18 protein-coding genes are annotated in these 21,084 nt (G+C 71.4%); 10 read left to right on the forward strand and 8 right to left on the reverse strand.

The window, feature by feature from the left end:
• Nucleotides 1-5: 5 nt before the first annotated feature.
• Complete coding sequence (locus tag ACTFTM_RS06665; protein WP_449564967.1) at nt 6-1,076, reverse strand: beta family protein; 1,071 nt, start codon at nt 1,074-1,076, stop codon at nt 6-8.
• Nucleotides 1,077-1,168: 92 nt separating this feature from the next.
• Here ACTFTM_RS06665 and ACTFTM_RS06670 point away from each other — a divergent pair, with 92 nt between their 5' ends.
• From ACTFTM_RS06670 to ACTFTM_RS06685, 4 genes are all read left to right on the forward strand, one after another.
• Nucleotides 1,169-2,062 (forward strand): sulfotransferase domain-containing protein, encoded by an 894-nt coding sequence (locus ACTFTM_RS06670; protein ID WP_449564968.1) that lies wholly within the window; start codon nt 1,169-1,171, stop codon nt 2,060-2,062.
• A 245-nt stretch (nt 2,063-2,307) separates the two neighbouring features.
• Nucleotides 2,308-2,700, forward strand: a complete 393-nt coding sequence (locus ACTFTM_RS06675; RefSeq protein ID WP_355051904.1) for a cupin domain-containing protein — start codon at nt 2,308-2,310, stop codon at nt 2,698-2,700.
• Nucleotides 2,701-2,742: 42 nt separating this feature from the next.
• On the forward strand, nt 2,743-4,539 hold the full coding sequence (locus ACTFTM_RS06680; RefSeq protein WP_449564969.1) for a glycoside hydrolase family 15 protein: 1,797 nt from the start codon (nt 2,743-2,745) through the stop codon (nt 4,537-4,539).
• Between the two features lie 247 nt (nt 4,540-4,786).
• On the forward strand, nt 4,787-6,124 hold the full coding sequence (locus ACTFTM_RS06685; RefSeq protein ID WP_449564970.1) for a pectate lyase: 1,338 nt from the start codon (nt 4,787-4,789) through the stop codon (nt 6,122-6,124).
• A gap of 40 nt (nt 6,125-6,164) precedes the next feature.
• On the opposite strand, the gene ACTFTM_RS06690 is transcribed toward ACTFTM_RS06685, so the two are convergent.
• Nucleotides 6,165-7,355: a threonine synthase gene (locus tag ACTFTM_RS06690; protein WP_449566560.1), complete on the reverse strand. Its 1,191-nt coding sequence runs from the start codon at nt 7,353-7,355 to the stop codon at nt 6,165-6,167.
• A 14-nt stretch (nt 7,356-7,369) separates the two neighbouring features.
• Entirely contained in the window at nt 7,370-8,419 is a 1,050-nt protein-coding gene (locus ACTFTM_RS06695; RefSeq protein ID WP_449564971.1) for a DNA polymerase ligase N-terminal domain-containing protein, read from the reverse strand.
• A 94-nt stretch (nt 8,420-8,513) separates the two neighbouring features.
• Here ACTFTM_RS06695 and ACTFTM_RS06700 point away from each other — a divergent pair, with 94 nt between their 5' ends.
• The 4 genes from ACTFTM_RS06700 (at nt 8,514) to ACTFTM_RS06715 (ending at nt 11,221) form a co-directional block, all read left to right on the forward strand.
• Nucleotides 8,514-9,302 carry an aldo/keto reductase gene (locus tag ACTFTM_RS06700; protein ID WP_449564972.1) on the forward strand — a complete coding sequence of 263 codons (789 nt, stop codon included), beginning with the start codon at nt 8,514-8,516 and terminating at the stop codon, nt 9,300-9,302.
• A 126-nt stretch (nt 9,303-9,428) separates the two neighbouring features.
• Nucleotides 9,429-9,584: a hypothetical protein gene (locus ACTFTM_RS06705; protein WP_396801453.1), complete on the forward strand. Its 156-nt coding sequence runs from the start codon at nt 9,429-9,431 to the stop codon at nt 9,582-9,584.
• A complete protein-coding gene (locus ACTFTM_RS06710) occupies nt 9,584-10,549 on the forward strand; it encodes a golvesin C-terminal-like domain-containing protein (RefSeq protein WP_449564973.1) in 966 nt (321 codons plus the stop codon). Before ACTFTM_RS06705 ends, ACTFTM_RS06710 begins: the two co-directional genes overlap by 1 nt.
• Before the next feature lie 96 nt (nt 10,550-10,645).
• Complete coding sequence (locus ACTFTM_RS06715) at nt 10,646-11,221, forward strand: hypothetical protein (RefSeq protein ID WP_449564974.1); 576 nt, start codon at nt 10,646-10,648, stop codon at nt 11,219-11,221.
• A gap of 54 nt (nt 11,222-11,275) precedes the next feature.
• Here ACTFTM_RS06715 and ACTFTM_RS06720 read toward each other — a convergent pair whose 3' ends face one another.
• Complete coding sequence (locus ACTFTM_RS06720; RefSeq protein ID WP_449564975.1) at nt 11,276-12,841, reverse strand: SulP family inorganic anion transporter; 1,566 nt, start codon at nt 12,839-12,841, stop codon at nt 11,276-11,278.
• A gap of 111 nt (nt 12,842-12,952) precedes the next feature.
• Nucleotides 12,953-14,077: a GH12 family glycosyl hydrolase domain-containing protein gene (locus ACTFTM_RS06725; protein WP_449564976.1), complete on the reverse strand. Its 1,125-nt coding sequence runs from the start codon at nt 14,075-14,077 to the stop codon at nt 12,953-12,955.
• 299 nt (nt 14,078-14,376) lie between these two features.
• Here ACTFTM_RS06725 and ACTFTM_RS06730 point away from each other — a divergent pair, with 299 nt between their 5' ends.
• Both ACTFTM_RS06730 and ctaD read left to right on the forward strand, forming a co-directional pair.
• Nucleotides 14,377-15,483, forward strand: coding sequence for an FAD-dependent monooxygenase (locus ACTFTM_RS06730; RefSeq protein ID WP_449564977.1), 1,107 nt, complete (start codon nt 14,377-14,379; stop codon nt 15,481-15,483).
• Nucleotides 15,484-15,613: 130 nt separating this feature from the next.
• Nucleotides 15,614-17,371 carry an aa3-type cytochrome oxidase subunit I gene (ctaD, locus tag ACTFTM_RS06735; protein WP_449564978.1) on the forward strand — a complete coding sequence of 586 codons (1,758 nt, stop codon included), beginning with the start codon at nt 15,614-15,616 and terminating at the stop codon, nt 17,369-17,371.
• Nucleotides 17,372-17,882: 511 nt separating this feature from the next.
• Here ctaD and ACTFTM_RS06740 read toward each other — a convergent pair.
• The 3 genes from ACTFTM_RS06740 to ACTFTM_RS06750 are packed head-to-tail and all read right to left on the reverse strand — an operon-like array spanning nt 17,883 to nt 21,073.
• Nucleotides 17,883-19,133: an MFS transporter gene (locus ACTFTM_RS06740; RefSeq protein WP_449564979.1), complete on the reverse strand. Its 1,251-nt coding sequence runs from the start codon at nt 19,131-19,133 to the stop codon at nt 17,883-17,885.
• A gap of 40 nt (nt 19,134-19,173) precedes the next feature.
• Nucleotides 19,174-19,755 carry an isochorismatase family protein gene (locus ACTFTM_RS06745; protein ID WP_449564980.1) on the reverse strand — a complete coding sequence of 194 codons (582 nt, stop codon included), beginning with the start codon at nt 19,753-19,755 and terminating at the stop codon, nt 19,174-19,176.
• 31 nt (nt 19,756-19,786) lie between these two features.
• Complete coding sequence (locus ACTFTM_RS06750) at nt 19,787-21,073, reverse strand: nicotinate phosphoribosyltransferase (RefSeq protein ID WP_449564981.1); 1,287 nt, start codon at nt 21,071-21,073, stop codon at nt 19,787-19,789.
• Between the last annotated feature and the right edge of the window lie 11 nt (nt 21,074-21,084).

Here is a 21,084-nt window from a genome sequence, read left to right on the forward strand (position 1 = left end):
GGTTCTCACCGGGGTGGTCGCCCCCGCTGCGGCGGGTCCGGCCGGGAGCCCCACCCCGATGGGCCGAGGTCGTCGGGTCGCAGCAGTGCGGCGAGCACGTGCGCCAGATGGTGCGACGTGCTCCATGCCGTCCAGTTGGCGGCGGACCCGGCTCCGGCCCCCCGGCGTGCGCGGCGCAGCAGCTCGTGGTCGCCCCACGAGAACGTCGCCCCGACGCTCGACCAGTGCGGCGCGGTCACCAGCGTCCGGCACAGGTCGGCGAAGCGGTCGTCGCCCCGGCCGCCCCGGCGCGACCAGCGGTAGACCCACCAGCCGTCGTCGGCGGTGTACCGCACGGTGGGTAGCCGGTCGCCGGGGTCGCCCGAGTCGGGCAGCGCCGAACCGACCCCGTAGTCGCCGTAGTCGACTCCGATGTCGGTGAGCCGCTGCCAGAGCTGCCAGTCCCAGCGTTCCAGCCGTACCGGCTCGTCGGTGGGCAGCCGGGACAGCGTCGGCGGCATGCCGCCGGCCGCCACCGTCGCCGAGCGCCAGGCGTGGCGACGGGCCCAGTCCAGCAGCCGCCGTATCCGGGGCTCCGCCGCCCGCACGTCCGCCGGACAGCAGACGTCACCCGCGTCCACCAGCAGGTCACACTCCTCCGGCGCGAGGCCGGTGTACCGCCAGATCCGCTCGACGGCGCTCGTGTCCGCGTCCGGGCCCGACCGGTCGTGCGCGGCCCGCACCCGAACCAGCGCCCGCCGGGCGTACGCGCGGGCCGCCGCGCCGTGCGCGACGAGCCGCTGCTCACTCTCCGCGAGCCCGACGACCGGCATCAGCGGTACGCCCCACCGGACCAGCTCGGTGTCGACCGAGTCGGGCAGTGCGGTCACGTCGACGGCCGGCAGCAGGCCGACCGGTAGCCGGCGCAGAGCGTCCCTCGTGGAGCGGTCGACGGCGCCGACCTCCAGGATCGGCGCGACGAGCGGGGCGGCCGCGGGATCGAGGTGGTTCAGGGCTTCCAGCTCGCCGCGTCGGCGGCTGGCGAGGATGGGGCGGTAGACCGGCGCCACTGCCCGGCCCCCGTGGGCGGGCACCATACTTCAATCTAGTCAGGCATTCGCATGCCTCCACACTTTCTGGTACCGAAAATCCGCTGTCCGGCTGTCGGTTCGGCGACTACGCTCGCCCGATGTCCGCGTCGCCCTACCGTTACCGCTCCAGCGACGAGGACAGCATCCGCTGGCTCGGCTTCGGATTCCGCGATGGCGACATCGTGATCAGCACCCGCTCCAAGAGCGGCACCACCTGGATGCAGATGATCTGCGCGCTCCTGGTGCTGGGCACTCCGGAGCTGCCGGCGCCACTGTCCGAGTTGTCGCCCTGGTTGGACTGGTTGGGCGAGCCGCGGGACGTGGTGTACGACCGGTTGGCCGCGCAGCCGCACCGCCGGTTCATCAAGACGCACACCCCGCTGGACGGGGTACCGCTCGATCCCCGGGCGCACTACGTGGTGGTGGCGCGGCATCCGCTGGACATGGCCGTCTCCCTCTACCACCAGGCGGGGAACCTGGACCGGGTCCGTGTCGCGGAGTTGACCGGCCAACCCGCGCCGACGGGACCGCCGCGTGCCCGTCCGTCGCTCGGGCAGTGGCTGCCGAGCTGGGTCGACCGCGAGGTCGACCCGCGCGCCGAGCTGGACTCGTTGCCCGGGGTGTTCTGGCACCTGCGCGACGCGTGGGCCCGCCGGCACGAGCCGAACGTCACGCTTGTGCACTACGACGACCTTCGCGCCGACCTGGGCGCACAGATGCGCCTGCTGGCCGACCGCTGGGATGTCGAGGTCCCCGCCGGGCGGTGGCCCGCGTTGGTCGAGGCGGCCACGTTCGACCGGATGCGGGAGCGCGCCGACCAACTCGCCCCGGACACGCTCGGTGTGTTGCGGGATCGCCGGGCGTTCTTCCGTCGGGGCGGCTCGGGGCAGGGGCGTGGCCTGCTGGACGCGGCCACGCTGGCCCGCTACGAACGGCGGTCACGGGCGCTGGCGCCGCCCGACCTGCTCGCCTGGTTGCACCGCGACGCCTGAGTCGTACGCACAAACGAGCGCGCGGCGCCGTTGCGATCGTGGTCGCAACGTCGCCGCGCTCTGGCCGTCTCCCACCACCGCAGCCGTTCGGCGGTACGCCGGCAGGGACCTGGCTCGACCGGCCGTTCGCGCCGGTCTGCGTTCTCGATCCCCGGTGGGCGCGGGCTCAAACCTGCCGACCGTGGGGAATTCCACCATCTGCCAGTCCCGGCGTGACGCGTGACCGGACGGGGTATGAGCGGGTCATGGAGCATTTCACGATCGCGACCGTCGCCGAGAAGAGCCCAGACTTCCGACGGGTGCTGTGGACCGGCGAGCACACCCAGCTGGTGATCATGACGATTCCGCCGGGTGGTGAGATCGGCGAGGAGGTTCACGAGGGCATCGACCAGATCCTGACGTTCGTCAGCGGGACGGGCGAGGCCCGGGTCGCCGGCGAGAAGCGCGAGGTCGTCGCGGGGGACCTGGTCGTCGTGCCGTCCGGCACGAAGCACAACTTCGTCAACACCGGCCCCAACCCGCTGGTGCTCTACACCGTCTACGGCCCTCCGGAGCACGCCGACCAGGCTGTGCACCACACCAAGGAGGAGGCCGACCGGGCCGAGGAGGCCGGCGAGGACGAGCCGCCGACCGCGTGACGGCGTCGGCCTGAATCGGGCCGATCGGGGTACGCGCGGCTGGTGACGCAGCCGCCGATCTCCGACTACGGGTTCCTCTCGGACTCCCGTTCGGGAGCGCTGGTCGGCGTCGACGGCTCGATCGACTGGTGGTGCCCGCACCGGTTCGACGGCGCGTCCGTCTTCGGACGGCTGCTCGACCCGGACGGCGGACACTTCCGATTGGCGCCGGTCGGCGCAGGCGGCCCCGGTCACCGGGTCGAGCGCGCCTACCGTCCGGACACGCTCATCCTCCGGACGGTGCACCACACGCCGCACGGCAGCGTGTCGGTGACGGACGCCCTCGCCGCCGAGACCGGCGCCCGCGCGCACGAGTTGGGCCTGAACTCGCCCGCCGTGCTCATCCGTGTGGTCGAGGGCCTCTCCGGCCGGGTACGGATGGCGCTGGATTTCGCGCCCCGGCCGGAGTACGGCCTGCTCACGCCGTACCTGCACGAGCAGCCCGGCGGTGCGGTGGTGGCCGGTGCCGGTCCGGTGGTGCTGGTGCTGCGGGCCGGGGGTATGCCGCTGCGGGCGGGCCGGGACCGGGTGACCCACGAGTTCGAGGTCTCCTCCGGTCAGGTCGTGGGGTTCGACGTGGCGTTCGGGCAGACGTACGGCACACCACCGGTCCAGATGGACCCGCTGGCCGCCCTCGCCGACACGACACGGGCCTGGGAGGCGTTCCGGGATTCGCACACCTACTCGGGTCGGTATGCCGAGCTGGTCCGGCACAGCGCGACCGTGCTGACCGGTCTCACGTACGCCCGCAGTGGCGCGGTGGCGGCGGCGTTGACCAGCTCGTTGCCGGAGCAGATCGGCGGGGACCGCAACTACGACTACCGGTACTCCTGGTTGCGGGACTTCTCGCTGACGATGCGGGCGCTCTGGGTGGCCGCCTGTCCGGACGAGACGTCGCGGTTGTTCGCCTGGGTGGCCCGGTCGATCGGCCGGTTCGGCGACGAACCGGTGCCGGTGCTCTTCGGGTTGGAGGGCGAGCGCGACCTCTCCGAGCACCACTGCAACCACCTGCGCGGATACCGCGACAGTCGCCCGGTGCGCGTCGGCAACGACGCCTGGAAGCAGCGGCAGCTCGATGTGCCGGGTGAGGTGCTGTCGGCGGTGTGGAGGCTGCGCGACTACCTCGGCACGACGTTCGAGTCGGAGTTGCGGGAGATGGTGGTCGGGTTGGCCGAGCAGGTGGCGGCGACCTGGCACCTGCCGGACCGGGGCATCTGGGAGACCCGGGAGGAGGAGCGGCACTACCTCTCCTCGAAGGTCTCCTGCTGGTTGGCGATGGATCGGGCGGTGGGCCTCGCCGACCGGCTCGGTGAGCGGGCCGACCCGCGTCGCTGGAGCGCGGTGCGCGACGAGATCCACGAGACGGTGCTGCGCGAAGGGTGGAACGAGCGGATCGGCGCGTTCACCGGCTCGTTCGGCTCGGCCGAGCTGGACGCCTCGGTGCTCGCCCTGCCGGTGGCGCACTTCCTGCCGGCGACCGATCCCCGGATGCGCTCGACGATCGCGATGATCGAGCGGGAGTTGGGTACGGAGGACGGGCTCGTCCGGCGTTGGACGAGCGACCCCGCAGGGTTCCTGCTGTGTTCGTTCTGGTTGGTGGAGTGCCTGGTGATGGCGGGTGAGCCGCGGCGGGCCGAGGAGCTGTTCGAGCGCGTGGTGGGCCGCGCCAACGACGTGGGACTGTTCAGCGAGCAGATCGACCTGACCACCGGGGCGCAGCTCGGCAACATGCCGCAGGCGCTGTCCCACATCGGGCTGATCAACGCCGCATGGCGGCTGACCGAGCCAGACAGCTTCTGATCCTCGCCGCCGGAATCCTGCAACAGACTTGCAAGCGCAAGGCATTGACGCTGATGCGTACGCGGTCCTAGCCTCGAAGGGACGGGAAAGCCCTTTCCCACGGCTTTCGTCCCGCTTCACCCCGCTGTCGGATCCGGGCGTCCGACGGGGCACACCGATCCCGCCTTACGCGGCAGCGCGCCGTGCCGGCACGTCCTCGCGCGGCCGTGCCCCGGGATCGCCACCACACGCGTCAAGGAGGACAACCGTGCACAGGAGACGACGACCACTGGTGCTGGCGGTGTGCGCCGGCGTGACCGTGGCGGCCCTCGCCGCCAGCATGACCTCGGCCTTCGCGGCCACCATCTTCACCGACACCTTCAGCGACGGCGACGCCTCCGGCTGGTCCAAGTCCGGCGGCACCTGGGCGGTCGACGGCGCCGGGGTGTTCCTCCAGTCCAACGCGGGCAGCGAGCTGGCCCGGCAGTTCGCCGGCGACACCGGGTGGACCAACTACTCCGTACAGGCCCGCGTCCGGCCGACGAGCTTCGGCTCGTCCGGTGCCCTGGTCGGGCTCGCCGCGCGATCCAGCAGCAGCACCAGGATGTATCGCCTCGCCCTGCTCGGCTCGGGCCGGGCCGAACTCCAGGCCGTCAACGGCAGCAGCGTCACCACCATCGGCTCGGCCCCGCTCGGTGTCACCACCGGCACCTGGTACACCCTGCGCGTCGAGGCCAGCGGCAGCACCATCCGCGGCTTCGTCAACGGCGCCCAGATCGCCTCCGGCAGCAACAGCCTGGTCGGCGCCGGGCGGATCGGCCTGGTCACCGCGTACGCCAGCGGCGGCTTCGACGACGTGGTGGTCGACTCGGCCGGCGGTGGCACCCCCACCACGCCGCCCGCCACCGGCACGCCGCCGCCGACCACCCCGCCGCCCTCCGGGTGGCCGACGCCCACCAGCAGCCAGAAGGTGGACGCGACGATCCCGGTGTCCGGCACCTTCGACGGCGGGCTGAGGCGCTACTACGGCATCGGCGACGGTGGGCAGAGCGAGAGTCAGGACCCGATGTTCGAGCTGGCCGCCGGCGCCACCCTCCGCAACGTGATCATCGGCGCGCCGGCCGGTGACGGCGTGCACTGCGAGGGCGACTGCACCCTGGTCAACGTCTGGTGGGAGGACGTGGGCGAGGACGCCGCCACCTTCCGGGGCGGCACCACGTACACGGTCGACGGCGGCGGCGCGCGGTCCGCCAGCGACAAGGTCTTCCAGCACAACGGCCCGGGCACCGTCTACATCAGGAACTTCCGGGTGGAGAACGCCGGGAAGCTCTACCGCGCCTGCGGCAACTGCTCCACGTCGTACCAGCGGCACGTGGTGATCGACAACGTGGTCGTCCGCGACACCGACACGATCGCCGGCATCAACACCAACTGGGGCGACACCGCCCGCTTCAGCCGCATCACCATCGTCGGCGACCCGGATCGGGAGACCTCGATCTGCGTCAAGTACAAGGGCGTACCCAAGGGCAGCGAACCGACCAAGATCGGCGAAGGCGCCGACGGCGTCAACTGCCTCTACTCGCCGTCCGACATCACCTACCAGTAGGCGCGGCACGCCGGCATCCCGCGCTGCGCGGGATGCCGGCTCAGGCCAGCACGGGTACGCCGGAGACGTCGACCGTTTCCGGATACTTCAGCCCCGCGCCGGTGTTGAGCACCACCACCCGTTCGCCGGCCCGGATCCAGCCACCGGCGCGCAACTGGCGTGCCGCCGTCAGGCAGGCCGCGCCCTCCGGGCAGAGCAGCAGCCCCTCACGGGCCGCGAAGTCCCGCAGGTCGGTCAGGATCTCCGCGTCGTCGACGGCGACGGCGGTGCCGGCGGACGCCCGCAGGGCCGCCAGGATCAGCTCGTCACCCAGCGGCGCCGGCACGGTGATGCCGAACGCCACCGTGTGCGCGTCCTCCCACGGGCGGGCCCGGTCCTCACCCGCGGCGAACGCCCGCACGATCGGCGCGCAGCCGGTCGACTGCACCGCCACCAGCCGGGGCAGCTTGTCGCCGACCCAGCCCAGCTCGCGCATCTCGTGCAGCGCCTTGTGGATACCGATCAGACCGACCCCGCCACCCGTCGGATAGATGATCACGTCGGGCGCCTGCCAGCCGAGCTGCTCGACGATCTCGTACCCCATCGTCTTCTTGCCCTCGAGCCGGTAGGGCTCGCGCAGCGTGCCGGCGTCGAAGATCGCCCCGTCGGACTCGGCGATCAGCTCGGCCACCCGCCGGCCCGCGTCGCTGATCAGCCCGTCCACCAGGCGCAGATCCGCGCCGGCGGCCACGCACTCACGCCGGCAGATGGTCGGCGCCGCCAGTGGCATGACGATCGTGGCGCCCATCCCCGCACGCGCCGCGTAGGTCGCCCAGGCCGACCCGGCGTTGCCGTTGGTGGGCATCGCGATCCGCTTGACACCCAGCTCGCGGGCCCGGCTCACGCCGACCGCCGCGCCGCGCGCCTTGAACGAGCCGGTCGGGATCAACCCCTCGTCCTTGACCATCAGGTCCGCGATGCCGATCTCGGCGCCGTACGCCGGAGCGCGCAGCAGCGGCGTCCACCCCTCGCCGAGCGTGGTGACGTGCCGGGGATCGGCGACGGGCAGCAGCTCCCGATAGCGCCACAGGTCGGCCGGGCGCAGCGGAAAACGCTCCGGGGTGACCGCCTTCGCGACCGCCGGCAGGTCGTACCGGGCCAGCAGCGGCGAACCGCAGTCGCAGAGGTTCTGCACCTCGTCGGCGGCGTACTCCAGGCCGCAGCGCGGGCAGTCCAGGTGGGTCAGGTACACGTCGCTCCTCGCCGTCAGGCCGCGTCGATACTCCACCAGCGCCGACTGCGTGCGCCCGGCTCGTAGACCGAGTCGAGCCGCTTGGCGACCACACCGGGCAGCCCCTGCTCCCGCCCGGTGCGCAGCGCCTCGTCGCCGGCACCGGAGAACCACGGCGGAGTCTGCCAGTGCGTACCGGTCAACGCCAGCCCATCGAGCAGTTCCCGGCGTTGCGCGTACGGGACGTCGGCGCTGCTCACGCCCTCCAGCCACAGCAGGTCGACGAGCAGGAACTGGGCGCCGGCCGGCACCCGGCCCCCGCTGGCCGGACGTGCCGGACGCACCCGGCCCGATCCGTCGATGCGGACGAGGACGCCGTCGAGCACCGCCTCGATCGGCGCCAGGGCCTCGGCCATCGCGCGGAGCCACGGGTACCCGCCGGTGATCTCCTCGTCGGTCTCGGAGAGCAGCCGCAACCGCCCGCCGGAGACGTACGCCATCGCGCGGACCCCGTCCCACCGCAGCTCGTACCCCCATTCGGCGGCGTCGCGCGGCAGCCTGGCGGCGGGCGTGGCGTGCATCGGGCGGACCAGCTCGGGCATCGGCGTCCAGCCCGGCGGCGCGGGGTCGGTGCGGCGGATCATCCAGTCCCGGCCGCCGGTGGCGAACAGCGCGTACCGGCCCTCGGTGCGCTCGCCGGAGAGCGTCACGATGACCTCGTCGTCGCGCCACTTCTCGCGGCGGTACGTCCCCCGGTCGTGGATGACCATCCGGCCGCCCCCGTACTCGCCGGCCGGGATCTCGCCGGAGAAGTCGAGGTACTCCATCGGGTGGTCCTCGGTGTGTACGGCGAGGTGGTTGCGGCCCGGGTCGCGGGGGAGGCCGCGCGGCACCGCCCAGGACGCGAGCACGCCCTCGTGCTCCAACCGCAGGTCCCAGTGCAGGCTGCGGGCGTGGTGCTGCTGGATGACGAAGCGGGCGGTGTCGCCGTCGCCGCCGGCCGGCCGGGGTGTCGCACGAGGCACGGGCTCCGGCGTACGGGCCGCGTCGCGCTTTCGCCGGTACTCCTGGAGCCGGTCGGTCACCTCCGCATTCTCCGCCACACCGGCGGGCCGCGCTGGCAGCCGGAGTGTCCGGTTCGCTCGGCGGCCGGGCGCGCGGCGGGGTAGAACGGACCTCATGGACCTCAGCGACCAGCCCACCGCCCTGCTCCCGGGGGACGTGCGAATGCCTCTGCTCGGCTTCGGCACCTGGCAGGCCACCGGCCAGGCGGGCTACGACGCCGTGCTGGCCGCGCTCGACACCGGCTACCGCCACCTCGACACCGCCACGGTGTACGGCAACGAGCGGGAGGTTGGCCGGGCCGTCCGGGAGAGCGGGCTGCGTCGGGAGGACGTCTTCATCACCACCAAACTCCCGGCGAACCGGGTGGGTCAGGAGCGCGCCACGCTGGAGGCCAGCCTGGAGGCGCTCGGCGTCGACCAGATCGACCTCTGGCTGATCCACTGGCCGCCGTCGTCGCCGGCGGACAGCATCCCGCTCTGGCGGGAACTGATCGCCGCGCGGGACGAGAACCTCACCCGGGCGATCGGCGTCAGCAACTACAGCACCGTGCAGATCGACGAGCTGATCCAGTCGACCGAGGAGAACCCGGCGGTCAACCAGATCGAGTGGAGTCCCGCGCTGTACGACCGGCAGCGGCACGCCGAGCACCGGGACCGGGGCGTGGTGCTGGAGGGGTACAGCCCGTTCAAGACCAGCGATCTCAGCGATCCGGTGCTGGTCCGGATCGCCGCGGCGCACGGCGTCTCCCCGGCGCAGGTGGTGCTGCGCTGGCACATCGACCACGAGATCGTCGCGATTCCGAAGTCGGTCACGCCGGAGCGGATCAGCGCGAACTTCGACGTCTTTCACTTCTCGCTGACGGCGGAGGAGATGCGCGACATCGACGCGCTCGGCGACGCCTGATACGGCGAATTCCTTCAGGGCCTGGCCGTCTGGTGAAGGGTATCGACATCGAGGCGTGTGACGGTATAGCGTGCCGTCATCACGTTCGTCGATCCCTTCCCCACCCGCCCCCGCTGGAGGATCGCCATGGCCCGACCACCGTCCATCCGTCTGCGCCGCCGTGGGGTGCTCGGCATCCCCGCCCTGGTGGCCGCCGCCCTGACCGTCGTGGTCCGGCCTGCCCCGGCGAGCGCCGCGCCGAAGGCCCCCGAGTGCCTCGCCGACCTGCTCGGAGAATCCTGATGGCCACGATTCCCTGGCTCGTGGACGTCCTGCGCGGTGCCGGGGTGCAGGTCGTCGTCGAGGGTGACTGGCTCAACCGGATGCGGCCCGGTTCCTTCGACCCGATCGGGGTGCTGTGGCATCACACGGCCTCGACCTCCAGCGCCAGCAACCCGCACCCGGCGCTCGGCATCTGCATCAACGGGCGCACCGACCTGGCCGGCCCGCTCTGCCAGGCGCTCGTCGACTACAACGGCGTCTTCCACGTCATCTCCGCCGGCCGCTGCAACCACGCAGGGGTCAGCGGCGGCAGCGGACCCATCCCCGCGGGCGACGGCAACACCCTGATGATCGGGTGGGAGATCGACTACAACGGCGTCGACCAGCGGATGACCACCGCGCAGTACAACGCGTCGATCGCCGCGACGGCCGCCGTCCTCACCCGGCTGGGCCGGGACAGCAGCTACGCGCGTGGTCACCGGGAGACCAGCACCACCGGCAAGATCGACCCCTCCTTCATCGACCTGAACGTGATGCGCGCCGACGTCGCCGCGAAGATGGCCGGCGGCGGCACGGCCTGGTCGTCCATCGTGGACAACGCGACCTCCGGCCGCTTCACCGCCAGCGCCAACTGGGGTGTGTCGACGTTCTCCACCCAGCGGTACGGCGGCGACTACCGCTACGCCGATCCCGTCGCGGCCAGCGACCCGGCCTGGTACCGGTTCAACGTCCCGGCGACCGGCACCTACCGGGTGGACGCGTGGTGGCCGACGAACAGCGGCTACAACAGCGCCACCCCGTACATCGTCGCCACCACCACCGGCAACACCACCGTGTACGTCGACCAGCGGGCGACCGGCGGGCAGTGGCGCGTCCTCGGCACGTTCACCCTGCCGGCCGGGGACGCCAACCGGGTGGCGGTAAGTCGCTGGAGCAACGCGTCGGGCCTGGTCATCGCCGACGCCGTACGCCTCACCCGCGTCTGAACCGGCGTGACGGGTCCCGCCCCGGCTTGATCGACTCGACTTCCCGGATGTCGCGGTGTTCCTCGTGCGAGGATGCCCCGACGTCAAGGATCCCGAGTGGATCTCGGCGTCTCTGCAATTCGCGGCCGGCGAGACCGGGCGGGTGAGGGCGAGCGACGACGCTCGGGCAGGGGGATCGTGGACAAAGACGCAAACCTGATGGCGGTGCTACGTCGCCTGGATGACCCCGACGGGTTGGAGTCTCCCGCTGGCTTCCGCAGAGCCGAGCTTGCGGCCACACTCGGCGTCCTGGTTGAGGCCATCAACTCTCGCCTCGCCACGAGTTGCGGGGTTGAGCAGGACATTCAAGACTCTGCTCAGTATGCGCGGATCGAGGTGCCGGAGGCAGCCACGGTCCGCGGGACCCGGATCGTCGTCCTGGTGAGCAGGTTCGAGCCGTTGGCCATGGTCGCCGCCGATAACCCCGGTGCCTTTCTGGGCACCGATGATGCCTGTGCGGAAGGTGAACTGGATCCGGGTGACCTCGACAAGGTCAGGCAGGCTCTTGTCGGATCAGGGTGCCTCGTAATCCCGGAGGAGCTTCTGATGGAACGCTATGACGGGGTTGCTCACCTGCGCTTTCACGGCTCTGGGGAGCCCTCCTGGTGGGACCGGTTCTTTGGATCATTCTGACGAGCTTCCCGGACGGCGGCCGTCGGGGTGTCCCAGGGGCGAGATGCCCCGACCTCACGGGATCGGAGTGGACCGGGGCGGCGGCAACTCGTGACGGGTCGCCCCCGGAGCATCCGCACACCGACGACCCCGAGTCACGCACGGGGAGGTGCGTTTGCCGGTGCCGAGCCCGTCGGTGCCGGCACGATGAAGCCACGAGCCGTGTACCTCGTCGACGTGGACCGTGCCACCGGCCCGCGTGTAGGACGCCTGCCAGTCGCGGATGGTCTCGTACGCGCCGTGGTCGAGATAGTCCAGGTGCAGCTCGAGTTCGACGTGCTGCCGCGGGGGCAGGGCGGTGAGTCGGCGGGTGAGCCGTCCGGACGCGACGAAGGCGAGTGTGCCGATGATCGACACGAGCCAGGTGCCGGGATTCGGCTCGGTGACGTGGATCTCGCACCGGGCCAACCGCCACAACATGAACAGCACCGCTGTCGCCATGCCCAGCCCGACCCCGATCAGCAGGTCCGTCGCGGCCACGCCGACCGCGGTGACCACATAGATGGGCAGCTCCCGGTGGCGGGCGTACGTGCGGATCTGGGCGAGGCTCACCAGCCGCAATCCGACCACCACGAGGACGGCGGCGAGCGCGGCCATCGGGATCTTCTCCAGCAGGACGGCGCCGGCCATCACGAACCCGGCGATCCAGACGCCGTGCAGGATCGCCGACGCGCGGGTGCGTGCCCCCGCCGCGACGTTCGCCGAGCTGCGCACGATGACGCCGGTGACGGGGAGGCCGCCGAGCGTTCCGGAGACGGCGTTCGCGGCACCCTGGGCGATGAGCTCCCGATCGAGGTTCGCGCGCGGGCCGTGGTGCATGCGGTCGACGGCCACCGCCGAGAGCAGAGATTCCACGCTCGCCACCAGTGCGATCGTGACGACCGCCGGGACGACCTCCCACGGCGACGAGTCGGGCCAGCGGGCGAAGGTAAGCGCGTTCAGGGGGTCGGCGGGCAGATCCACCCGCTCCACGTCGGCGCCGAGGGCCGTCGCGACCACGGTGGCGACCACCACCGCCACCAGCGTCGCCGGCAGCATCGTGGTCTTGACCAGGCGCGACCAGACCAGCAACAGCGTGATCGTCAGCGCGCCGAGCAGGACGGAGACGCCGTGGTGGTCCGCGACCTGGCCGGGTAGGTCACGCAGGTTCGCCCACGCGGAGCTCTGCGGCTCGCCGCCGAGCGCGACGTGCACCTGGCTGAGCGCGATGACCAGGCCGATGCCGGCCAGCATCCCGTGTACGACCGTCGGCGACAGCGCGAGCGCGGCCCGCCCGAGGCGGGTGATGCCCAGCAGGATCTGCAGCAGTCCGGCGACGGTGACGATCGCGGCGGTGCCGGCGAAACCGAACTCGGCGATGGTGCCCGCGACGATGACGGTGAGCCCGGCCGCTGGTCCGCTGACCTGAAGCGGCGCTCCGCTGAGCGCGCCGGCGACGATCCCGCCCACGACGGCGGCGATCAACCCGGCCAGCAACGGTGCTCCGGAGGCGGCGGCGATGCCCAGGGACAACGGGATGGCGATCAGGAAGACCACGATCGACGAGGAGACATCGTGCCGAAATGACGCTAAAGCCGACATCTCTGGAAAGGTACCGAGAAAATATTAATGCATAGTTAAGCGTGATTCTTTCACCCGCGACACGGACGGGGCGCGACCACACAGGTCGCGCCCCGCCGTTGTGCTGTCAGCTCAGTTACGCGAACAGCTCCGCCCGTTGAGCGAGAAGCTGCTCGGGGACGAGTACGAACCGCTCAGCGTCCCCTGGTAGCCGAAGCTGGCCGTACCGCCGGGGGCGATCGACCCGTTGTGGCTCACGTTCCGGGCGGTCACCGCGGACCCGCTCTGGCTCACCGTGGCGTTCCAGGCGTTGGTGACCGTCTGCCCGCCGGGCAGGTTGTAGTTCAGCGTCCAGCCGTTGATCGCGCTGGACCCGGTGTTGGTGATCTGCACGTCGGCGGTGAAGCCGTTGTTCCACGAGTTGGCCGTGTACTTCACCGCGCAGGCCGAGGTGCCGCCCGGCGGCGGGGTCGTCGGCGGCGGGTTGGTGGGGTTGCCGCCACCGTTGACGTTGGCCGAGAACGAGGTCACCGCGAGCCCGACGCCGCCCTGCCACGGCTCGAAGCCGGCCTGGATGCTCGTGAGGTACCAGGAGTTCGTGATCGCGCCCCGGTTGCGGGTGTCGTTGATGAAGTCCATGACGCTGAAGTTCAGGCTGGAGATCGCCGACGACGCGACGTACGAGATGACGTTGTTGGAGCCGTTGCTGCCCCGCCAGACCTCCCACGTCCGGCCGGCCAGGTTCGTCGTGCCGACCACCGAGCCGATGGGCTGGATCGAGCCCTGGCGGTTGAGCCAGATCATGATCTCCATCTGGTTGACGCCGTCCCGCTTGGGCGACGGGTCCAGCCAGATGTCGTACGACGCGTTGTAGGTCGCGCCGCTCACGTACCGGTAGCTGATGCTGCTGGTGGCGCTGCTGATCTGCGACACCTGGATCGGCAGGTTCGTGCCGGGGGAGCAGTTGGTGTAGTGACAACCGAAGAAGATCGAGGGGTACGCCGTGGGCGCGCCGTTGGTCGGGCTGCTGCCGTTCAGCGTGGTGATCTCGAAGCCGTTGCTGGTGGCGTTGATGCACTGCTGGGCGGTGGTGCCCCAGCGGTTGTTCTGCACCACGTAACGGCCCTGGATGACGGTGGAGCCGTACTGCTCGCAGATCAGGGTGTCAGCGGAGGCGCTGCCGCCGAGTGCCACGGCGAAGAGGGAACTGGTGAGCAACAGCCCTGCGGCGGCCAGGGCTCGTAGGTGACGTTTCATGACGCTCCTTGACTCGGCGCAAGCTGGGCGCCGGCTGTGGTGGGGTAGTGCGGGAGCGCTCCCACGCTCAACGACACATTTACATGTCTGAAACTACGGCGCAACCGCGCACGTCAAACTGGCGAATTGTGAGGATTGCCACGCCCACTCCGGACGGTCGACAGCGGACATCCCGGTCAGCGGCGGCGTCCGACGGCGAACGGTTCGTGCCGGGCCGATCGGCTCTGGTGTGCGTCGATTGCTCCGAGTAGCGTGTTGCCTCCAACGCGTGCCGTTCCCCTCCGGAGGCGTACACCACCATGCGTAGCTCCCCCCTGCGCATCCTCATCGTCGGCGCGGGCATCGCCGGCCTGGCCGTGGCCCGGGCCCTGCGCCTGGCGGGCTTTCGGCCGGACGTGACCGACAAGCTGCCGGTGGGTGAGTCGACCGAGGTCGGCCTCTACCTACCCGGCAATGCCGCCCGCGCGCTGCACCGGCTGGACCTGCACGATCCCGTCCGCCCCCTCGGGCAGGTGATCTGCCGGCAGCGCTTCTTCGACGCCGCCGGCGCCCCGCTCTGCGAAGTCGACCTGGACGCGCTCTGGGCCGGTGTCGGGGAGTGCCGCGCGCTGCCCCGCAGCGACCTGCACCGGGTACTGCTCAGCGGCGCCGGCGGCGCCGTCCGGCACGGCGCCGAGGTCCGTACCCTCGAACTGCTGCCGGGCGCCGTCGGCGTCACCTTCACCGACGGCACCCGCACCGAGTACGACCTGGTCATCGGCGCCGACGGACCGCGTTCGTCGGTCCGGACCCTGGCCGCGCTCGGCGGACCGCCCCGCCCGGCCGGACACGTCGTCTACCGGGCCGTCCTGCGCGACGGTCCGGCCGTCACCGACTGGACCGCGCTGCTCGGGCAGCGCTGCGGCCTGCTGCTCGTGCCGATCGGGGAGGGTCGGCTGCACTGCTACGCCGACGAGGCGGGCACCGAGCCGCCCGCCGACCCGTTGGCCCGACTGCGGGAACTCTTCGCCGACTACCGGGGCCCGGTGCCCGAGGTGCTCGACACGCTCGACCGCGTGGACGTCGGGATCACCGACGAGGTCGACCTGGGTCGCTGGCACCGGGGGAGGGTGCTGCTGGTCGGCGACGCCGCCCACGCCACCGCGCCGACCCTGTCGCAGGGTGCGGCCATGGCGCTGGAGGACGCCGTGGTGCTGGCCGAGTCGCTGCACGCGGCCGGCAGCGTCGAGGCGGCGCTGGTGGCGTACGAGAGTCGTCGTCGCCCCCGTACCCGATGGGTGGCCGACCGGACCCGGGACCGCAACCGGACCAGGGACGTGCCGCCGGCGCTGCGCGACCCGCTGCTGCGCGGACGCGGCGGACGGATCTTCGGGGAGCACTACCGGCTACTGGTCGGCCCGCTGTAGGCCCGTTGTAGATCGTGTCACGCCACCCCACGCGGCGCTGCGACCTGCCGGGGACTATCCTCCTTGCGGATGACGGCCCGCCGATAACCAGCGTGAGCCGAGCGGGACAACCGAGAACCGGAGGCCACTCGTGACCACCGTCGCACCCAAGCCGGTCGTGACCCGGCCCTGGCCGGTCCGGGAGCCGGTCAAGGGGTCGGCCATCGCGCGGCTGCTGCGAACCACGGACGCGAAGCAGATCGGGATCATGTACATGGTCACCGCGTTCGCGTTCTTCCTGATCGGTGGCCTGATGGCCCTGGTCATGCGGGCCGAGCTGGCCCGACCCGGGCTGCAGTTCCTGTCGCCGGAGCAGTACAACCAGCTCTTCACGATGCACGGCACGATCATGCTGCTGTTCTTCGCGACGCCGATCGTGTTCGCCTTCGCGAACTACATCGTGCCGATCCAGATCGGCGCGCCCGACGTCTCCTTCCCCCGCCTGAACAGCTTCGCCTACTGGCTGTACCTGTTCGGCGGCACGATCGCGACCGCCGGGTTCATCACCCCGGGCGGCGCCGCCGACTTCGGTTGGTTCGCGTACGCGCCGCTGAGCAGCGTCGAGCACTCGCCCGGCGTCGGCGCCAACATGTGGATCATGGGTCTGGCCATCTCCGGTCTGGGCACGATCCTCGGCGCGGTCAACATGATCACCACGGTGCTCACCCTGCGTGCGCCCGGCATGACCATGTTCCGGATGCCGATCTTCACGTGGAACATCCTGGTCACCAGCCTCCTGGTGATCCTGGTCTTCCCGCTGCTGGCCGCCGCGCTGTTCGCGCTCGCCGCCGACCGCATGATCGGCGCCCACGTGTACGACCCGGCGACCGGTGGGCCGATGCTCTGGCAGCACCTGTTCTGGTTCTTCGGGCACCCCGAGGTGTACATCGTCGCGCTGCCGTTCTTCGGCATCATCAGCGAGATCATCCCGGTGTTCTCCCGCAAGCCGATCTTCGGCTACAAGGGCCTGGTCGCCGCGACCGTCGCGATCGCCGCGCTGTCGATGAGCGTGTGGGCGCACCACATGTTCGCCACCGGCCAGGTGCTGCTGCCGTTCTTCAGCTTCCTGAGCTACCTGATCGCGGTGCCCACCGGTATGAAGTTCTTCAACTGGATCGGCACCATGTGGCGGGGCCAGATCAGCTTCGAGACGCCCATGCTCTGGGCGGTCGGCTTCCTGGTCACCTTCCTCTTCGGTGGTCTCACCGGTGTGCTGCTGGCCAGCCCGCCGCTCGACTTCCACGTGTCGGACTCGTACTTCGTGGTGGCGCACTTCCACTACGTGCTCTTCGGCACCATCGTGTTCGCGGTCTTCGCCGGCATCTACTTCTGGTTCCCCAAGATGTTCGGCCGGATGCTCGACGAGCGCCTGGGCAAGGTGCACTTCTGGCTCACCATGATCGGTTTCCACACCACCTTCCTGGTGCAGCACTGGCTCGGCGCCGAGGGCATGCCCCGTCGGTACGCCGACTACCTGCCCGGTGACGGTTTCACCACGCTGAACACGATCTCCACGATCGGCGCGTTCATCACCGGTATCTCCACGCTGCCGTTCATCTACAACTGCTGGAAGTCGTACAAGACCGGCCCAGTGGTTGAGGTGAACGACCCCTGGGGTCACGGCAACTCGCTGGAGTGGGCGACCAGCAGCCCGCCGCCGCTGCGCAACTTCGACCGGATGCCGCGGATCCGCTCCGAGCGGCCGGCGTTCGACGCGAAGTTCCCGGAGCTGGCCGCCGGCCAGAGCGTGGCCGGTCCGCCGGAGGGTGGCGCCAAGCCGCTCACCAGCGAGTCGGACGGCGGCGCCACCTACACCGAGGACACCACGAGCAACCTCGACCGCAACTGACGTTCGACCCAGCTCGTACGACGGGCGCCGCCCCCGGGACCACCGGGAGCGGCGCCCGTCGCGTCCCGCGCCCCGCCCCGCTCCCCGCTCCCCGCGCCTTCCCGCGCCATCTGCGCCCCGCCCCGCGCCCCGCGCCCCGCACCCCGCACCCCGCCCCGCTCCCCGCGTCGATCTTGCACTTTGTGTGATCACCAATCGGGTCAAAGTCGGCGAAACGGCGACAGTTTGTGCAAGATCGGCGCGGCGAGCGGGTGGCCTTCTCGCTCGCGAGTGCACTCGATCCGCAAGATCCGCGCAACATCAGGGATGTTGCTGCCTCCCACGCCGCCGAAGCAGCAACATCAGGGAAGTTGCTCGGATCTTGGTGCCCGGGTGCCCGGGTGCCCGGGGTGCCGGGGGTGCCGGGGGTGCCCGGGGTGCGGGGGTGCCGGGGTGCCTGCCGGGGTGGCCCAGGTGACCGAGGGCCACGGGAGTGCCCGGGTACCCCGAGGGTGCCGGGGTGGCCGGGTTTTTAGCGGGTGGCGGTGGCTGGCTCTCGGTCGTCGGACGTCGTCGGGGGCAGGGCGTCGGCGGTGCGACGGCGGCGCAGCTCGACGGGGAGCACGGCCAGGGTGATCAGCGCGCCGAGCGCTCCGGTCACCACGAAGCCCCACAGGGGCGCGCTGGCGTCGATGACGGCGCCGGCCAGCGGTGCGCCGACCGCGATGCCGACGGTGACGGCCGAGCCGTGCAGGCCCATCGCCTCACCGCGTACCTCGGCGGGGGCGAGGCGGCTGACGGCGTCGGCGGAGGCCGCGATGGTCGGTGCGCAGAGCGCGCCGGCCGGGATCAGCGCGAGGCACAGCAGCCACCAGTGTGCGCCGCCCAGCCCGACCGGGATGGTGCAGAGCGCGAGCGCGGCGGTCAGGGTGAGCGGTGACAGTGAACGGTGCACCGCCCCGTAGGCGAAACCGCCGACCAGCGAGGCGATGGCCCAGCCGGCGAGCACGGCCCCGGTCCAGCCGGCCTCGCCGCTGGCCCGCAGGACGGCGACCACCGCGACGTCGGTGCCCCCGAGGACCAGTGTGGCGGCGGTGCTGAGGGCCAGCACGGCGAGCAGCCGGGGCGTCAGCCACTCCCGGCGGGGAACCTGGCGTCGTGGGCCGGCGGGCTCGGCCGCGCCACGGATCGGCGGGTTCAGGAACCACAGCGCGGCCCCGGCGGCGACGATGCCGCCACCGACGAGGTACATGGTGGTCTGCGCCGAGATCGCGGTGACGAGGGCCACTGCCAGCGCCGGGCCGATCATGAAGGACAACTCGACGGACATGGAGTCCAGCGCGTACGCCGGCCGCCGTTGATCCTCCGGGACCAGCGCGGCGATCGACTGGCGCACCACCGAGAAGATCGGCAGGGCCAGTGAGCCGGCCACGAAGGCGGCCGGCAGCAGTACCGGGTACGCCAGTGAGGGCGCGGTGGTCCAGAACACCGCCTCGGCGATCCCGGTGAGCACCAGCACCGGACGCAGGCCACGCCGGTCGACCAGGCGGCCGAGCAGTGGGCCGCCGATCGCCGCGCCGATCGTGATGGCCGCGCCCACCAGGCCCGCCGCGCCGTAACCCCGGTCGAGGTCGAGCACCACGTGGAAGGTCAGGGTGACCCCCGTGGCCGTGAGCGGAATGCGGGCGAGGACGGCGACCAGCAGCAGCGACCGCAGGCCGGGCAGGGCGAGCGCTGTCCGGTAAGGCTTGATGTTCACGTTGGTCCGTACCTCCGGCGACATCCTCGACGGCTCGCGGACCGTTGGCCAACCAATTACCGCGTCATGCGGTACTGATCACAGGCTCCCCGTGCAGGACGACGCCAGCACCGTCCATCGCGCGCAGCGCCACGTCGGTGGTGTCCGGGGCGACCGCGGCGGTCAGTTCCAGCAGAACCGTGGTGGCGAAGCCCTCCCGGGCGGCGTCGAGCGCGGTGGCGCGGACGCAGTGGTCGGTGGCGATGCCGACCACGTCGACCGTGTCCACGTCGTGCCGACGCAGCCAGTCGGCCAGGCACTCGCCGTCGTCCGCGTGCCCCTCGAATCCGGAGTACGCGGCGGCGTGCTCGCCCTTGTGGAAGATCGCCTCGACCCGTCCGGTCTCCAGCTCCGGGTGGAACTCCGAGCCGCTCGTGCCGACCACGCAGTGCCGGGGCCAGGACTCCACGAAGTCCGGCGGATCGCCGAAGTGCGCCCCCGGATCGATGTGGTAATCCTTCGTGGCGACCACGTGCCGCCACCGGTCCGGCTCGCCGGCGAGCAGCCGGGAGATCCCGGCGGCCACCGCGGCCCCGCCCGGGACGGCCAGGGAGCCGCCCTCACAGAAGTCGTTCTGCACATCCACGATGATCAGCGCGTTGGCCATCGGGGCTCCCTTCGAGGTCGGATCGGCGGGCTCAGCCGGCGGGTACGACGGTGACCGGCACGGCGGGGTCACCGGCGGAGAGCTTCAGCCCCTCCCACGGGATGGAGATGAGGCATTCCCGCAGGTGCTCCCGGGACTCGTCGAGGGTGGGCAGGGCCACGGGCTCGCCGTCGATGACGTACGAGCGCTGGAGCGTCCGGTCGTTGGCCTGCCGGTCGGGCACGCCCTGCGGCACGATGATCTCTTCCGTGGCGGTGCCGGTGGGCTTGTGCCGGCGTACCGCCACCTTGCGCCCCCCGATGGTGGCCTTGTGCTCGGAGCGCTTGACCACCGGCCGGCCGTCGACCTCGACGAGCTTGTAGACCAGTCCCGCCGTGGGCGCTCCGGAGCCGGTGACCACGGCCGTACCGGCGCCGTACATGTCGACGGGCTCGGCGGCCAGCGCGGCGATCGAGTACTCGTCCAGGTCGCCCGAGACGATGATCTTCGTTTCGGTCGCGCCCAGGGAGTCGAGCAGTTCCCGGGACTGCTGCGCGATCACCGCCAGGTCGCCCGAGTCGATCCGGACCGCCCGCAGCTCCGGCCCGGCCACGGCGATGGCGTTGCGGATGCCCTGCGAGATGTCGTACGTGTCGACCAGCAGCGTGGTGTCCTTGCCCAGCGTGGCGACCTGTGAGGCGAACGCCGCCCGTTCGTCGTCGTGCAGCAGGGTGAACGCGTGCGCCGCCGTGCCCGCCGTGGGGATGCCGTAGCGCTCGCCGGCGGCGAGATTGGAGGTGAACCGGAAACCGGCCAGGTACGCGGCCCGCGCCGCCGCCACGGCCGCCTCCTCGTGTGCCCGACGGGATCCCATCTCGATCAGGGCGCGGCCCCGGGCGGCGGTGACCATCCGCGCCGCGGCGGCCGCCACCGCGCAGTCGTGGTTGAGTACGGAGAGCGCCACCGTCTCCAGCACCACGCACTCGGCGAAGCCGCCGGAGACGGTCAGGATCGGCGAACCGGGGAAGAACAGCTCGCCCTCGGCGTACCCGTCGATGTCGCCGGTGAAGCGGTAGTCGGTGAGCCAGGCCGCCGCCGCGTCGTCGACCACGCCGGTGCGGCGCAGGAAGTCGACCTCGGCCGGGTCGAACCGGAAGTCGCGGATCAGCTCGATCAGCCGCGCGGTGCCGGCGACGACGCCGTACCGCCGACCGCTGGGCAGCCGCCGGCTGAACACCTCGAAGACGCACCGACGGTCGGCGGTGCCGTCCTTGAGTGCCGCGCTGACCATTGTCAGCTCGTAGTGGTCGGTCAGCAGCGCGGGGCGGTGGGTGCTCACCGTCCCACCCT

This window comes from Micromonospora sp. RB23 (genome assembly GCF_053585025.1).

Coding starts and splice junctions, on each gene's coding strand:
- ACTFTM_RS06710 (WP_449564973.1), top strand. CDS start 9,584: ATGGCCACGATTCCCTGGCTCGTGGACGTCCTGCGCGGTGCCGGGGTG.
- ACTFTM_RS06665 (WP_449564967.1), bottom strand. CDS start 1,076: ATGGTGCCCGCCCACGGGGGCCGGGCAGTGGCGCCGGTCTACCGCCCC.
- ACTFTM_RS06720 (WP_449564975.1), bottom strand. CDS start 12,841: ATGTCGGCTTTAGCGTCATTTCGGCACGATGTCTCCTCGTCGATCGTG.
- ACTFTM_RS06730 (WP_449564977.1), top strand. CDS start 14,377: ATGCGTAGCTCCCCCCTGCGCATCCTCATCGTCGGCGCGGGCATCGCC.
- ACTFTM_RS06745 (WP_449564980.1), bottom strand. CDS start 19,755: ATGGCCAACGCGCTGATCATCGTGGATGTGCAGAACGACTTCTGTGAG.
- ACTFTM_RS06670 (WP_449564968.1), top strand. CDS start 1,169: ATGTCCGCGTCGCCCTACCGTTACCGCTCCAGCGACGAGGACAGCATC.
- ACTFTM_RS06740 (WP_449564979.1), bottom strand. CDS start 19,133: ATGTCGCCGGAGGTACGGACCAACGTGAACATCAAGCCTTACCGGACA.
- ACTFTM_RS06700 (WP_449564972.1), top strand. CDS start 8,514: ATGGACCTCAGCGACCAGCCCACCGCCCTGCTCCCGGGGGACGTGCGA.
- ACTFTM_RS06675 (WP_355051904.1), top strand. CDS start 2,308: ATGGAGCATTTCACGATCGCGACCGTCGCCGAGAAGAGCCCAGACTTC.
- ACTFTM_RS06705 (WP_396801453.1), top strand. CDS start 9,429: ATGGCCCGACCACCGTCCATCCGTCTGCGCCGCCGTGGGGTGCTCGGC.
- ACTFTM_RS06725 (WP_449564976.1), bottom strand. CDS start 14,077: ATGAAACGTCACCTACGAGCCCTGGCCGCCGCAGGGCTGTTGCTCACC.